The 13,654-nt window shown below is 71.6% G+C and carries 14 protein-coding genes; 10 read left to right on the top strand and 4 right to left on the bottom strand.

Translation table 11 applies throughout. The annotated features are described in order from the left end of the window. Window positions 1-42: 42 nt before the first annotated feature. A complete protein-coding gene (gene fabG / locus WS45_RS21985; protein ID WP_059701684.1) occupies window positions 43-759 on the bottom strand; it encodes a 3-oxoacyl-ACP reductase FabG in 717 nt (238 codons plus the stop codon). 115 nt (window positions 760-874) lie between these two features. After that, window positions 875-1,135: a phosphopantetheine-binding protein gene (locus tag WS45_RS21980; protein ID WP_059528344.1), complete on the bottom strand. Its 261-nt coding sequence runs from the start codon at window positions 1,133-1,135 to the stop codon at window positions 875-877. A gap of 589 nt (window positions 1,136-1,724) precedes the next feature. On the opposite strand from WS45_RS21980, the gene WS45_RS21975 reads away from it, so the two are divergent. From WS45_RS21975 to WS45_RS21930, 10 genes are all read left to right on the top strand, one after another. After that, a complete protein-coding gene (locus tag WS45_RS21975; protein WP_059701945.1) occupies window positions 1,725-2,369 on the top strand; it encodes a hypothetical protein in 645 nt (214 codons plus the stop codon). 65 nt (window positions 2,370-2,434) lie between these two features. Continuing rightward, complete coding sequence (locus WS45_RS21970; protein ID WP_059701947.1) at window positions 2,435-4,195, top strand: AMP-binding protein; 1,761 nt, start codon at window positions 2,435-2,437, stop codon at window positions 4,193-4,195. Then, window positions 4,192-5,166 carry an LpxL/LpxP family acyltransferase gene (locus tag WS45_RS21965; RefSeq protein WP_059701682.1) on the top strand — a complete coding sequence of 325 codons (975 nt, stop codon included), beginning with the start codon at window positions 4,192-4,194 and terminating at the stop codon, window positions 5,164-5,166. Before WS45_RS21970 ends, WS45_RS21965 begins: the two co-directional genes overlap by 4 nt. Then, window positions 5,163-5,807 carry an outer membrane lipoprotein carrier protein LolA gene (locus WS45_RS21960; RefSeq protein WP_059701680.1) on the top strand — a complete coding sequence of 215 codons (645 nt, stop codon included), beginning with the start codon at window positions 5,163-5,165 and terminating at the stop codon, window positions 5,805-5,807. Before WS45_RS21965 ends, WS45_RS21960 begins: the two co-directional genes overlap by 4 nt. After that, window positions 5,807-8,290, top strand: coding sequence for an MMPL family transporter (locus WS45_RS21955; protein WP_059701678.1), 2,484 nt, complete (start codon window positions 5,807-5,809; stop codon window positions 8,288-8,290). Before WS45_RS21960 ends, WS45_RS21955 begins: the two co-directional genes overlap by 1 nt. Continuing rightward, complete coding sequence (locus WS45_RS21950) at window positions 8,287-9,171, top strand: polysaccharide deacetylase family protein (RefSeq protein WP_059701676.1); 885 nt, start codon at window positions 8,287-8,289, stop codon at window positions 9,169-9,171. The genes WS45_RS21955 and WS45_RS21950 overlap by 4 nt, the downstream gene beginning before the upstream one ends. 63 nt (window positions 9,172-9,234) lie before the next feature. Continuing rightward, on the top strand, window positions 9,235-10,458 hold the full coding sequence (locus WS45_RS21945) for a beta-ketoacyl-[acyl-carrier-protein] synthase family protein (protein WP_059701674.1): 1,224 nt from the start codon (window positions 9,235-9,237) through the stop codon (window positions 10,456-10,458). After that, on the top strand, window positions 10,455-11,273 hold the full coding sequence (locus tag WS45_RS21940; RefSeq protein WP_059701672.1) for a beta-ketoacyl synthase chain length factor: 819 nt from the start codon (window positions 10,455-10,457) through the stop codon (window positions 11,271-11,273). The genes WS45_RS21945 and WS45_RS21940 overlap by 4 nt, the downstream gene beginning before the upstream one ends. Beyond that, a complete protein-coding gene (locus tag WS45_RS21935; protein ID WP_059701670.1) occupies window positions 11,270-11,806 on the top strand; it encodes a hotdog family protein in 537 nt (178 codons plus the stop codon). Before WS45_RS21940 ends, WS45_RS21935 begins: the two co-directional genes overlap by 4 nt. 22 nt (window positions 11,807-11,828) lie before the next feature. After that, window positions 11,829-12,122, top strand: coding sequence for a hypothetical protein (locus WS45_RS21930; protein ID WP_059701668.1), 294 nt, complete (start codon window positions 11,829-11,831; stop codon window positions 12,120-12,122). A gap of 87 nt (window positions 12,123-12,209) precedes the next feature. Here WS45_RS21930 and WS45_RS21925 read toward each other — a convergent pair whose 3' ends face one another. Together WS45_RS21925 and phbB are read right to left on the bottom strand one after the other, a co-directional pair. Continuing rightward, complete coding sequence (locus tag WS45_RS21925; RefSeq protein WP_059528278.1) at window positions 12,210-12,410, bottom strand: hypothetical protein; 201 nt, start codon at window positions 12,408-12,410, stop codon at window positions 12,210-12,212. Window positions 12,411-12,609: 199 nt separating this feature from the next. Beyond that, window positions 12,610-13,353 (bottom strand): acetoacetyl-CoA reductase, encoded by a 744-nt coding sequence (gene phbB / locus WS45_RS21920; RefSeq protein ID WP_059528281.1) that lies wholly within the window; start codon window positions 13,351-13,353, stop codon window positions 12,610-12,612. Between the last annotated feature and the right edge of the window lie 301 nt (window positions 13,354-13,654).

The raw sequence follows: 13,654 nt of genomic DNA, 5'->3' as shown, positions 1-13,654 counted from the left end.
TGCGCGCCGTTGCTTCGCGTCAGGCCGACGCCGCGCGCGTCGTCATGCAAGCCCGCCGTTGACGGACAGCACCTGTCCCGTCACATAAGCAGCCGCATCGGATACCAGATACGCGACCATCGCCGCGACTTCGTCGGGCCGGCCCGCGCGTTGCGCCGGCACGAGCTGCTTGATCCGTTCGGCGGGAAATGCAGGGTCGGCCATCGGCGATTCGATGATGCCGGGCGCGACCGCATTCACCGTGATGCCGCGCGACGCGAGCTCCAGCGACAGCGACTTCGTCGCGCCGATCAGCCCCGCCTTCGCGGCCGCGTAGTTGACCTGCCCGCGGTTGCCGGTCACGCCGGCGACCGACGCGATGTTGACGATCCGGCCGCGCCGCGTGCGGATCATCGGCAGCAGCAACGGCTGCGTCACGTTGAAAAAACCGTTGAGCGTCACGTCGATCACGCTGTGCCATTGCCGGCGCGACATGCCGGCCATTGGTGCGTCGTCGTGAATGCCCGCGTTGTTGACGAGGATCTGCACCGGTGCGTCGTCGATGAACGGCGCGAGCGCGGCGAGCGTCGCATCTGCGTCGGTCACGTCGAATGCAAGCGCGTGCGCGGTGCCGCCGGCCACGACGATCTGCTGCGCGACCGCCTCCGCCTGCGCGAGATTCCGGTTCGCGTGCACCCAGACTTCGTGGCCGGCCTGCGCGAGCGCCGTGCAGATCGCCTGCCCGAGTGCGCCGCTGCCGCCCGTTACGAGCGCCCGCATCGCCTTGCTCCGTTCATCGCGTTTCCTCTCGATCGACGCGGCCGTGTTTCGTCCAGCGGCCGCCGCCGCGTGCCGTCATCGTCTGCGTGCCGCGTCGCGTTCGCGCGCGCCGCCGTCACTTGGTGCGATGCGCGGCGACGTACTCGGCAAGCGCGCCGAGCGTCGCGAAGATCTTCTGGTTGTCCGGATTGTCCGAGCGCAGCTCGAAGCCGTATTTCTTCGAGATCAGCAGCGCGATTTCCAGGATGTCGATGGAGTCGAGCCCGAAGCCCTCGCCATACAGCGGGGTCCCGGCCGTCACCGTTTCGAGCGGGACGTCTTCGAGATTCAGTTCGCCGATGATCAGCGTGGCGAGCTCTTGTTCCAGTGCGTTCATCATGCTTGCGGGCAGGCGGCCGATGGCAGCGGGAGGCGCCCGGAAACGGCAATCGTCGTGCACGCCCGGCGCGTGCGAAGCGCGCGCCAATCTCCGTCCCTCCGGCATCTGCCGGCTTCCCCGCCTGCGTTATTGGGGGTCGTTTGTAAAAGTTACGCGGATTCTAGACGATGGGTATCGGCACGTATACGGGGAATGGTTACAGACTGAAGGCCCCCGCCGCGGCCGGTTTCGGGCCCCGATCGCAGCAGACGCTTGAGCCGCTTCGGGCGGAAATGAATCGCCGCCGCGAAAGGTTCAGTTCGCTGCCATACATTCGGTTACAAAACCCGGCTGCGCCGACCTCGAACCGCCGCGCCGCGGCCCTAAAATGTGCGTGCATGACAGCCGGCCCGGACACGCGTCCCGGCCACCATTCATATGATGTTTGACGGCCCGACGAACGCGTCCGGCCCCCGATCCGCCCGATGTTTCCAGCAGCCATGCCGCGCCCGTCCATTCGCCTCGCCCCGGTTTGCCCGCCCGTCCGCCGCCGTGCCGCGACGGACGACGGCAATGCGCGCACGCGCCGCGCGCCCGGAGCGCCGCGATGAGCTCGCCGCTCGGCATCGCACGCGGCGTCGGCGCGGTCGCTGCGGTGGCGGCGTACCAGATCGGCGCGCACTACGCGGCCGCGACACCCGGCGCACACGGCTTCGGCCTCGCGATGGCGCTCGTGCCGCCGCTGCTGCTCGCGCTCGGCGCAGCACTGCGCTCGCCGAAGCGGGCATGGCTCGTGCCGGCGTGGCTGCTCGCCGCCGCCGCGCTGTGGGCCGCGCGCGCCCCGCTCGCGCGTCATTTCGAATGGGGCCTGTATCTGGAGCACGCGAGCTTCAACCTCGCGATGGCGCTGCTGTTCGGCCGCACGCTCGCGGCCGGCCAGGTGCCGCTGTGCACGCGCTTCGCGACGATGATCCACGGCACGATCTCGCCGGCCGTCGCGCGCTACACGCGGCGCATCACGCTCGCATGGACGCTGTTCTTCGTCGCGATCGCCACCGTGTCGACGCTGCTGTTCGCGACCGCGCCGATCGTCGCGTGGTCGACGTTCGCGAACTACCTGTCGCTGCCGCTCGTCGCCGTGATGTTCGCGGCCGAGCATGCGTGCCGGCGCTTTGCGCTGCCGCACGACGCGCGGCCGCGGATGGTCGACGCGGTGCGCGCATACCGCGCGTCGACCCAGCCGTCACGATGAATTCATGGCCGGCGCGGCGCCGCATCGCGGCCGCGCCGGCCACCGTCTCCCGCTTCAGCCGATTTATGCCGACTTACCCGCTGGTGTTCCATTCCTCGCCGGACCAGACGATCGCCTGGCGCGACGGCACGCCCGTCAGCGTGCGCGCGTTCGTCGCCGACGTCGCGCGCGTGGCCGCCGCACTGCCCGCCGGCGGCCACGTGTTCAACGTGTGCCGCGATCGCTACCGCTTCGCGGTCAGCCTGTGCGCGGCGCTCGTCGCCGGCAGGATCAGCCTGCTGCCGTCGACGCACACGCCGGAGATGGTGCGCCAGCTCGCGTCGTTCGCACCGGACGCGTTCTGTCTGCACGACGCGCCGGACTGCGCGATCGACCTGCCGCGCTTCGCCTATCCGGACGCCGCACCCGGCGACCGCCTCGACGACGCGCCGTTCGCGGTGCCGCGGATCGACGCGTCGCGCATCATGGCGTACGTGTTCACGTCCGGCTCGACCGGCGCGCCGGTGCCGCACCGCAAGACCTGGGGCTTCCTGGTCGGCTGCGTGCGCGCGGCGGCCGACCGCCTCGGCCTGCTCGACGGCCGCGCGGCCACGCTGATCGGCACCGTGCCCGCGCAACACATGTACGGCTTCGAGTCGACGGTGCTGCTCGCGCTGATCGGCGGCCTCGCATTCAGCAACCGCCAGCCGTTCTACCCCGTCGACATTCGCGACGAACTCGCCGCGATCCCGCAGCCGCGCGTGCTCGTCACGTCGCCGATTCACCTGCGCGCGCTGCTGTCGGCCGGCCATGCGCTGCCGCCGGCCGCGCTCGTGCTGTCGGCCACCGCGCCGCTGTCGGAAAAGCTCGCGTGCGAAGCCGAGGCCGCGCTCGATGCGCCGCTCGTCGAGATCTACGGCAGCACCGAGACCGGCCAGATCGCGACGCGCCGCACGTCGCAGGGCGCGACGTGGCAGCTGTTCCCCGGCATCCGCCTCGACGCGCGCGCGGCACAGGACGGGCCGGGCCGCGACGCCGCGGGCGACGACAGCGGCCCGACCGTGTGGGCGTCGGGCGGACACGTCGAAACCCCCGTGCCGATGGGCGACGCGCTCGAACTGCTCGGCGACGGCCGGTTCCTGCTGCACGGCCGCAAGGCGGACCTCGTCAACATCGCGGGCAAGCGCACGTCGCTCGCCTATCTGAATCACCAACTGAACGCGATCGCCGACGTCGTCGACGGCGTGTTCTTCATGCCGGACGACGCCGCATCAGCCGACGCCGATGCAACCCGCGAACCGGTCACGCGGCTCGTCGCGCTCGTGGTCGCGCCGACGCTCGCCGCGGCCGACCTGCAGCGCGCGCTGCGCGAACGGATCGATCCCGCCTTCATGCCGCGTCCGCTCGTGTTCGTCGACGCCTTGCCGCGCAACGAAACGGGCAAGCTGCCGCGCGACGTGCTCGCCGCGCTCGTCGCACGGCACACGCGCGCCGCCGCGGCCGACGCGAGCGCGCGCGCCGAGACGGATGCGCCGCTCGCGTTCACGATTCCCGCCGATCACCCGGCGCTGCCCGGTCATTTCCCCGGTCATCCGATCGTGCCGGGCGTCGTGCTGCTCGATCACGCGATCGCCGCGCTCGGCGCGTCGCTGAACCGCCCGCTGCACACGTGGCGGCTGGCTTCCGCGAAATTCCTCAGCCCGGTCGCGCCCGGCGAGCCGCTCGATCTCGCGTTCGATGCGGCGGCCGGCGGCGCGATCCGCTTCACGCTGCGCGCCGGCGCGCGCGACGTCGCCACCGGCGTGCTGTCCGCGCCGGCCGCCGCGCAGGACGGTGCACGGCCATGAAGCGCACCGCGTGGGCCGAGCGCCAGGAACGCAGCAACGCAGCGTTGCTGCGCGCGATGACCTGGATCTCGCTGCGGTTCGGCCGGCAGCCGTCGCGTGTCGTGCTGCACGCCATCGCGACCTATTTCGTGCTGTTCTCGCCGGCGGCCTGCTCGGCGTCGCGCGACTATCTGCGCCGCGCGCTCGGCCGTCCCGCGCGCTGGCGCGACGTGTATCGGCACGTGTTCACGTTCGCCGCGACGATCCACGACCGCATCTACCTGATGAACGGCCGCTTCGACCTGTTCGACATCCGGCTGCATGGCGAAACGCAGGTTGACGACGCGCTCGCGGGCGGACGCGGCGCATTCCTGATGGGCGCGCACCTCGGCAGCTTCGAAGTCGTGCGCGCGATCGGCCGCACGCGCCCGGACCTGCGCGTCGTCGTCACGATGTTCGAAGAGAACGCGCGCAAGATCAACGCGACGCTCGCCGCCGTGAACCCGGCCGCGAAACCGGAAGTGATTCCGCTCGGGCAGGTCGACTCGATGCTGAAGGTGCGCGAGCGTCTCGACGCGAACTGCATGGTCGGCATGCTCGCCGACCGCACGCTGCTCGACGATGCGGCAACCTCGCTGCGGCGGCTGCCGCTGCTCGGCGCATCGGCCGCGTTTCCGCTCGGGCCGCTGTACATGGCCGCGATGCTGCGGCGCCCGGTGCTGTTCATGACGGGCCTCTATCGCGACGGCAACCGCTACGACGTGCACTTCGAGACACTCGCCGATTTCTCCGACGTGCGCCGCGACGCGCGCGCGGCGGCCGTCGACGCCGCGCTCGCGCGCTACGTCGCGCTGCTCGACAAGTATTGCCGCGCGGCCCCGTACAACTGGTTCAACTATTTCGATTTCTGGCAGACCGGCACGGCCGCCGCGCGCCGCGACGATGCGCGCGCGTGCGCCGGCCTGTCCGCCACGAGGGATTCCGACGCATGACCGCCGTTCTCCGCTTCCTGTCGCTGCTCCCGCTGCCGTCCGCGCCCGCGCTGCGCCGCTCGGCGCGCACGTTCGCCATCGCGGCCGCCGTCGCGCTCGCGCTGCCCGTGCACGCGGCCGACACCGGTTCGGCGTGGACCCTCGACCGGCTGATGTCGACGCTCGCGCAGCACAAGTCCGGACGCGCGACGTTCACCGAGACGAAGTCGCTGTCGATCGCCGCGCAACCGCTCGAATCGTCGGGCGAACTCGTGTTCGTCGCGCCCGACCACCTCGAGAAGCACACGCTCAGTCCGAAGCCAGAACATCTCGTCGTCGACGGCGACATGCTCACCGTCGAGCGCAACAACCGCAAATACACGCTCGCGCTCGCGCGCTATCCGGAGCTCGGCGCGTTCATCGACAGCATCCGCGCGACGCTCGCCGGCAATCGCTACGCGCTCGAGCAGGTCTACAAGGTCGCGCTCGCCGGTCGCGGCGACGACTGGACGCTGATGCTCACGCCGCTCGATTCGCGGATGCTGAAGGTCGTCAGCACGATCACGCTCGAAGGCTCGCGCGACGTGTTGCGCAGCGTCGCGATCCAGCAGGCCGACGGCGACCATTCGACGATGCGCCTGCAACCCGTCCCGGCGAAGTGATGGACGAGCGCACGCGGCCGACCGCCCCTGTCGCGCACCGCCCGTCCGCGTGGCGGCAGCGGGCCGTGCTCGTGTGGCTGCTCGCGCTCGTCGCGTGCGGGATCGCGATCGCCCGCGCAAATTTCACGGCCGACCTGTCCGCGTTCCTGCCGCGCGCGCCGAGCGCCGGGCAGCGCGTGCTCGTCGATCAACTGCGTGACGGCATCGTGTCGCGGCTGATCCTCGTCGCGATCGACGGCGGCGATGCGGCCACGCGCGCCGCGCTGTCGCGGCGCGTCGCCGGCACGCTGCGCGCCGACCGGCAATTCTCGGCGATCAACAACGGCGAAGCCGTCAGCGACGCGCGCGACCGGCAATTCGTGTTCGACCATCGTTACCTGCTGAGCCCGGCCGTCTCGCCGCAACGCTTCAGCGCGGACGGCCTGCACCAGGCGCTCGGCGACAGCCTCGACCTGCTGAGTTCGTCGGCGGGTCTCGTCGCGAAGGCGATGTTGCCGCGCGACCCGACCGGCGAAGTGACCGCGCTCGTCGACCAGCTCGACAGCGGCGCGCAGCCCGCGATGCGAGACGGCGTGTGGGCGTCGCGCGACGGCACGCGCGCGGTGCTGGTCGTGCAGACGGCCGCCGCCGGCTCCGACACCGACGCGCAGGCGCGCGCGATCGACGCGGTGCGCCGCGCGTTCTCCGCCGCGACGCAGGCGCTGCCGAACCGCGCCGCGTACACGCTCGCGATGACCGGCCCCGGCGTGTTCTCGGTCGACACGCGCGACACGATCCGGCGCGACGTCGAGCGGCTGTCGACGGCGAGCGTCGTGCTGATCGTCGCGCTACTGCTGACGCTGTACCGCTCGCCGCGCACGCTCGCGCTGGGGCTGCTGCCGGTGCTGACGGGCATCGCGGCCGGCATCGCGGCGGTCAGCGTCGCGTTCGGCACGGTCCACGGGCTGACGCTCGGCTTCGGTACGACGCTGATCGGCGAAGCCGTCGACTATTCGATCTACCTGTTCGTGCAATCGGCGCAGGTCGGCGCGCGCGGCACCGCGCGGCCCACCGACGCGACGCGCGCATGGGTCGCCGCGTACTGGCCGACGATCCGGCTCGGCGTGCTGACGTCCGTGTGCGGCTTCGCGTCGATGCTGTTCTCCGGTTTTCCGGGCCTCGTGCAGCTCGGGCTGTACTCGATCGCCGGGCTGACGGCCGCCGCGCTCGTCACGCGCTTCGTGCTGCCTCACCTGCGCGGCGAGCACATCGCGATTCGCGACGTGTCGCGCGTCGGCGCGGTGCTCGCGCGTGCGGCCGCCGCGGCGCCGCGGCTGCGCTGGCCGCTCGCCGTGCTCGTGCTCGCCGCGTGCGCGACGCTCGTGCTGCATCGCGACGGCCTGTGGAGCCGCGAGCTTGCGGCGCTGAGCCCCGTCCCCGCCCGCGCGCAGGCCCTCGACGCCCGCCTGCGCGCCGATGTCGGCGCGCCGGACGTGCGCTACCTCGTCGTGATTTCCGCGCCGACCGAACAGGCCGCGCTCGAACGCGCGGAACAGGTCGCCGCGCAATTGCAGCCGCTCGTCGATCGCGGCACGCTCGCGGGCTTCGAAAGTCCCGCGCGCTACCTGCCGAGCGACGCCGCGCAGCGCGCGCGCCAGGCGAGCCTGCCGGACGCCGACGTGCTCGCCGCGCGCATGCGTGCGGCCGTCGCGAACCAGCCGATCTCGGTGCGGCCCGAGCTGTTCGCACCGTTCATCGCCGATGTCGAAGCCGCACGCCACGCGCCGCCGATCACGCGCGCGGACCTGCGCGGCACGTCGATGGCGCTCGCCGTCGACGCGCTGCTGACCGAACGCGCGGGCCGCTGGAGCGCGATGTTGCCGCTGCGCGCGCCGGATGCCGCACGCTCAGCTTCGGCGGCGTCGGCGCCGACGCTCGATGCCGCGCCGATCCGCGCGGCCGTCGCGCGCGCCGGCGTGCCCGATGCGCTGTTCGTCGACATGAAGGCCGAGGCCGACCGCCTGTACGTGAACTATGTGCACGAGGACATCCGGCTGTCGCTCGCGGGTTTCGCGGCGATCGCCGTGCTGCTGCTGATCGCGCTGCGCTCGCCGCGCCGCGTCGTGCGCGCGCTCGCGCCGCTGGTCGCGGCCGTGCTGGTGGTGACGGCCGGCTTCGCGCTCGCCGGCGTGCCGCTGACCATCCTGCATCTCGTCGGGATGCTGCTGATCGTCGCGGTCGGCTCGAACTATGCACTGTTCTTCTGCAAGCGCGACGATGCGCAACCGGTCACGCCGTACACGCTCGTGTCGCTGCTGATCGCGAACCTCGCGACGGTCGCCGGCTTCGGCCTGCTCGCGCTGTCGCGCGTGCCGCTGCTCGAAACCTTCGGGCTGACCGTCGGCCCCGGCGCGATGCTCGCGCTCGCATTCGCCGCGATTCTCGCGCCGCGCGCCGCGGCGACGAGCAGCGCTCGTCCCGACCTGACAGGAGCCCGCGCATGAACGCGCCGTCGTCCATTCCACCTCGGCTGCCCGGCGATGCGCGCCGCTGGAAACCGACGCCGCTGATCGCGGGCGCCGCGGCGTTGCACGCGGGTGCGCTCGCGACGGTCGTCGCGCAACCGGCTGCGTGGCCGTGGGCCGCCGGCGGCGTGGTCGCGTCGCATCTCGCGCTGACCGCCGCCGGCCTGTGGCCGCGCAGCGCGCTGCTCGGACCGAACTGGACGCGCCTGCCGGCCGGCGCCGGCCGCCGGATCGCGCTGACGATCGACGACGGCCCGGACCCCGACGTCACGCCGCGCGTGCTCGACCTGCTAGATCGTCACGATGCGCGCGCGACGTTCTTCTGCATCGGCGATCTCGCGCGCCGCCATCCGAAGTGGATCGAAGCGATCGTCGCGCGCGGCCATGCGGTCGAGAATCACAGCCAGCGGCACCGGCATACGTTCTCGCTGTCGGGGCCCGCCGCGCTGCGGCGCGAAATCGCGGCCGCGCAGCAGACGCTGACCGAGATCGCCGGCACGCGCCCGCGCTTCTTCCGCGCGCCGGCCGGCCTGCGCAATCCGTTTCTCGAGCCGGTGCTGTGCGAGCTCGGCCTGCAGCTCGCCAGCTGGACGCGCCGCGGCTTCGACACGCGCGCGCGCGACGCGGACATCGTCACGCGCCGCCTGCTCGACGGACTGGCGCCGCGCGACATCCTGCTCGTGCACGACGGCCACGCGGCACGCGACGCGCGCGGCGAACCGGTCGTGCTCGACGTGCTGCCGGCGCTGCTGCGCGCGGCCGCCGATGCGCAGCTGCACTGGACCACGCTGCGCGCCGCGCTCGCGCCCGAACCGCCCGGCCAGCCGGGCATGCCGGCACCCCCGTTTGATAAAATCTGACCATGCCCGGCGCGCCCGCCAGCCCCGCTGCGGCGCCCGTTCCGGCCACCGGATACGACCCTCGTGAAACCTCTCCTGCTCTCGCACTTCACCGCCACCAGTTGCATCGGCAGCGGCCTCGACGCGACCCTCGACGCGCTGCGCAACGCACGCGGCGGGCTCACGCCGTGCGACTTCGAACGCGCCGATCTCGACACCTGGATCGGCGCCGTGGACGGTGTCGATACACATCCCGTGCGCACGGATCTCGCCGACTTCGACTGCCGCAACAACCGCCTCGCGCAACTCGGCCTCGTCCAGGACGGCTTCGACGCGCGCGTCGCGGCGGCCGTGGCGCGCCATGGCGCCGCGCGCGTCGGCGTGTTCATCGGCACGAGCACGTCCGGCATCCTCGAAACCGAGCGCGCATACGCGCAACGCGATCCGGCGAACGGCGCGCTGCCCGCCGGCTTCCGCTATGCAAACACGCACAACCCGTATTCGCCGGCCGCATTCGTGCGCGCGTATTTCGCGCTGCGCGGGCCGGCGATGGCGATCTCGTCCGCGTGTTCGTCCGGCGCGAAGGTATTCGGCTCCGCGCGACGGATGATCGAAGCGGGGCTGATCGACGCGGCCGTCGTCGGCGGCGTCGATTCGCTGTGCCTGACGACGCTGTACGGCTTCAATTCGCTCGAACTGCTGTCGCGCCGGCCGTGCCGGCCGTTCGACGTCGCGCGCGACGGGATCTCGATCGGCGAAGCGGCTGCGTTCGCGCTGCTCGAACGCGTGCCGGATTCACGCGCCGCCCTCGACGACGACGCGATCCTGCTGCTCGGCGTCGGCGAATCGAGCGATGCGCATCACATGTCGTCGCCGCATCCGGAAGGGCTCGGTGCCCGGCTCGCGATCGAACAGGCGCTCGCCTCCGCCGGCCTCGCTGCAGGCGACATCGACTACGTGAATCTGCACGGCACCGCGACGCCCAGCAACGATGCCGCCGAAAGCCGCGCCGTGGGCGCGCTGCTCACGCGCACGCCGTGCAGCTCGACGAAGGGGGCGACCGGTCACACGCTCGGCGCGGCCGGCGCGCTCGAAGCGGTCGTCGCCGCGCTCGCGCTGCGCGAGCAGTTCGTGCCGGCCGGCGTCAACACGACGCAACCCGACCCGGCGCTGGCCGCCGACTACGTGCTCGCGAGCCGCGACGCCCGCGTGCGTGCGGTCCTGTCGAATTCGTTCGGATTCGGCGGCACGAACTGCAGCCTGATCCTCGGCCGCGCCGAGCATGCCCGCCGCGGGGAGCCGACATGACCCTCACCGCCTTCATCGAAAGCGTCGGCCTCGTCGGGCCGGGACTGAACGACTGGCCGCACGCGGCCGACGTGCTCGCGGGCCGCGCGGCCTATGCGAGCACGCGCACCGCGCTGCCGCCGCCCGCCAGCCTGCCGCCGGCGGAACGCCGCCGCACCGGCCCCGTCGTGCGCGTCGCGCTGGCGGTCGGCCTCGAGGCGGCGGCCGCGAGCGGGCGCGATGCCGCCACGCTCGCGACGGTGTTCAGCGCGTCCGGCGGCGACGGCCAGAACTGCCACGCGATCTGCGAGACCCTCGCCGGCGACGATCGTCACCTGTCGCCCACGCGCTTTCACAACTCCGTGCACAACGCGCCGGCCGGCTACTGGAGCATCGCGACCCGCGCGATGGCGACGTCGAACGTGCTGTGCGCGCACGACGGCAGCTTTGCCGCGGGCCTGCTCGAGAGCGTGTGCCAGGTCGCGGTCGATCGCGTGCCAAGCCTGCTGATCGCCTACGACACCGACTATCCGGAGCCGCTGCGCGCGGTACGGCCGATCGTCGACGCATTCGGCGTCGCGCTCGTGCTCGCGCCCGACGCGAGCGAACGCACGCTCGCGCGCATCGACGTGCAGCTCACCGACGCGCCGGTGACGACGCTCGCGAACCCCGAGCTCGACGCGCTGCGCACCGGCAATCCGGCCGCGCGCGCACTGCCGCTGCTCGACGCGCTCGCCGCGCGGCGCACGGCAAGTGTCGTGCTCGATTATCTGGAAGATGCGCGCGTGCAGGTCGATATCGCGCCGGCGAATCCCACGGCGGAGCACGCGCCATGACGACGCCCGCCTCGACGCCGATGCCTGCGCTGACGACGGCCACGCTCGATCGCGCATGGATCGCCGCGCACATTCCGCACGACGGCGCGATGTGCTTGCTCGATCGCGTCGAAGCATGGGATGCCGCGCGGATCCGCTGCAGCGCGACGAGCCATCGCGATCCGCACAACCCGCTACGCTCGCGCGGCCGGCTCGCATCGGTCTGCGGAATCGAATACGCGGCACAGGCGATGGCCGTGCATGGCGCGCTGGTCGGTACGCAACACGCGCAGACGGAACCCGCGCGGCCGCGCGCCGGCTATCTGGCGAGCGTGCGCAACGTCGACGCGTTCGTCGATCGGCTCGACACGTTCGAGCTGCCGCTGACCGTCGACGCCGAGCGCATCGGCGGCGACGACCGCTCCGTGCTGTACGGCTTCACGCTGCGCTGCGGCGAGCGCGTGCTGCTCGGCGGCCGCGCCGCGGTGATGCTCGATGCATCGGCGGCCGGCGTACCCGTTCCGCCGCCTGCCGGCCGCGCGGACCCTCGATGACTAGCCCCAAGGAAACCAGGTCGTGAAAGCACGTCAGTTCATTTGCACCGCGTTCGTTCTCGCGCTGATCAGCCCGATCGCGCACGCGGACATGTCGGAAGTGAAGCAGGACATCAAGCGCGATTCGAAGGAAGCCGCGCACAAGACCGGCGAGGCCGCGCGCAGCTTCGGCCACGCGACCGCGAGCGCCGCGAAGACGGTCGGCCACGGCATCGCGCATGCGTCGCGCGAGGGCTGGGATGCCACCAAGCGCACGACGAAGCGGATCTTCCACAAGAACGATTCGGGCGAAGGCTCGGCGAAAAGCAGCAATTGAGCGCGGGCGTCCCGCGCACGGCACACGGCACACGAATGTGCGCGATGCGGCACGACGCGTGAACGCGCCGTTGCCGCACCGCCGCCGTCAGCGCGCGCCGCTGCGCGTGCGACGCGCCGGCCCGCGCGCGAGGCACTTGCCGTACGCGACGAGCCAGCAATCGCGATGATCGAAATTGCGCAGCAGCCGCGCGCGGCGCCGCTCGAGCCAGTGAAGCGCGATCGCCATCGTCAGCGCGACGGCCAGTGCCGAGCCGCCGATCGCGAGTCCCATCCAGGTGTCACCCATGCCTCCTCCGGAATGCGAGGCCGGTGCGGCGCGCGTGCCGCGACGCGGTGGCCGGAGCGCGGGCGCACACGGGCCGCCGCATGCGCGGCGAGCCTGCGTCCGTGATCCGTCACCGCGCGCTTGGCGCGTCGCCCCGGCGCTGGATACAGCGGGAGCACGGCCCGGACGCGCGCGCGAACGCCGCCCGGGCCGCCGCGCGTCAGTGCATGTGCTGGCCGCCGTTGATCGCGATGTTGGAGCCCGTCACGAAGCCGGCCTCCTCCGAGCACAGAAACGCGATCAGCGCCGCGACTTCCTCGGGTCGACCGAGCCGTCCCGCCGGAATCTGCGGAAGGATCTTCGTATCGAGGATGTCCTGCGGGATCGCCGTCACCATCTTCGTCGCGAGATAGCCCGGCGATACCGTATTCACCGTCACGCCCTTGCGCGCGATCTCGAGCGCGAGCGATTTCGTGAAGCCGTGCATGCCGGCCTTCGCGGCCGCGTAGTTGGTCTGGCCGACCGAGCCCTTCGAGCCGTTGACCGACGAGATGTTGACGATGCGTCCCCAGCCGCGCTCGACCATGCCGTCGCAGACCGGCTTCGTCATGTTGAACACGGAATCGAGGTTGGTGCGGATCACCGCATCCCAGTTGACCTTGTCGAGCTTGCGCAGCGTCATGTCGCGCGTGATGCCCGCGTTGTTCACCAGGATGTCGACCGGGCCGACGTCCCGGGCGATCTTGTCGATGCACTCCTGGCACGAATCGTGATCGGCCACGTCCACCGGATACGCATGGAATTCGCGGCCGGCCGCATGCATTTCCGTCAGCCAGCGATCGGCGCCCGCGTTGTTCGGCGAATACGTGACGACGACCCGGTGGCCCGCATCGTTCAACCGGATGCTGATCGCTTCGCCGAGGCCGCCCATTCCACCAGTCACAACTGCAATTCGCTTAGTCATCCTATGAATTACCGACAAAAAAGTAGTCAATGATGCGGAGCGACGGCATGGCACCTGCTGTCGCCCCACCGCTGCGATGCGCTGGCGCCCGCGAGGCGGGCACGGCGCACCGGAACATCGCGCTTGTTGTTGGCTGCTTGTTCCGCGCGAAGCTTGCTGCGCACGCGGGCGGTGCTGGCCGGCGCCGCCCGCGTGCAATATCGTCAGATCTGGCTCAATCGCGTTCGACCGCAAGCGCGACGCCCATCCCGCCGCCGATGCACAGCGACGCCAGCCCGCGCTTCGCATCGCGCTTGACCAT

Source organism: Burkholderia sp. RF2-non_BP3, assembly GCF_001522185.1.
Classification (GTDB): domain Bacteria; phylum Pseudomonadota; class Gammaproteobacteria; order Burkholderiales; family Burkholderiaceae; genus Burkholderia; species Burkholderia diffusa.
Note: the sequence above shows the minus strand (reverse complement) of the source record. Positions and strands in the feature narration are given on the sequence as shown.

Bases quoted from the DNA above. Each gene is read 5' to 3' on its own strand.
- fabG (WP_059701684.1), bottom strand. From the start codon at position 759: ATGCGGGCGCTCGTAACGGGCGGCAGCGGCGCACTCGGGCAGGCGATC.
- WS45_RS21980 (WP_059528344.1), bottom strand. From the start codon at position 1,135: ATGAACGCACTGGAACAAGAGCTCGCCACGCTGATCATCGGCGAACTG.
- WS45_RS21975 (WP_059701945.1), top strand. From the start codon at position 1,725: ATGAGCTCGCCGCTCGGCATCGCACGCGGCGTCGGCGCGGTCGCTGCG.
- WS45_RS21970 (WP_059701947.1), top strand. From the start codon at position 2,435: ATGCCGACTTACCCGCTGGTGTTCCATTCCTCGCCGGACCAGACGATC.
- WS45_RS21965 (WP_059701682.1), top strand. From the start codon at position 4,192: ATGAAGCGCACCGCGTGGGCCGAGCGCCAGGAACGCAGCAACGCAGCG.
- WS45_RS21960 (WP_059701680.1), top strand. From the start codon at position 5,163: ATGACCGCCGTTCTCCGCTTCCTGTCGCTGCTCCCGCTGCCGTCCGCG.
- WS45_RS21955 (WP_059701678.1), top strand. From the start codon at position 5,807: ATGGACGAGCGCACGCGGCCGACCGCCCCTGTCGCGCACCGCCCGTCC.
- WS45_RS21950 (WP_059701676.1), top strand. From the start codon at position 8,287: ATGAACGCGCCGTCGTCCATTCCACCTCGGCTGCCCGGCGATGCGCGC.
- WS45_RS21940 (WP_059701672.1), top strand. From the start codon at position 10,455: ATGACCCTCACCGCCTTCATCGAAAGCGTCGGCCTCGTCGGGCCGGGA.
- WS45_RS21935 (WP_059701670.1), top strand. From the start codon at position 11,270: ATGACGACGCCCGCCTCGACGCCGATGCCTGCGCTGACGACGGCCACG.
- WS45_RS21925 (WP_059528278.1), bottom strand. From the start codon at position 12,410: ATGGGTGACACCTGGATGGGACTCGCGATCGGCGGCTCGGCACTGGCC.
- phbB (WP_059528281.1), bottom strand. From the start codon at position 13,353: ATGACTAAGCGAATTGCAGTTGTGACTGGTGGAATGGGCGGCCTCGGC.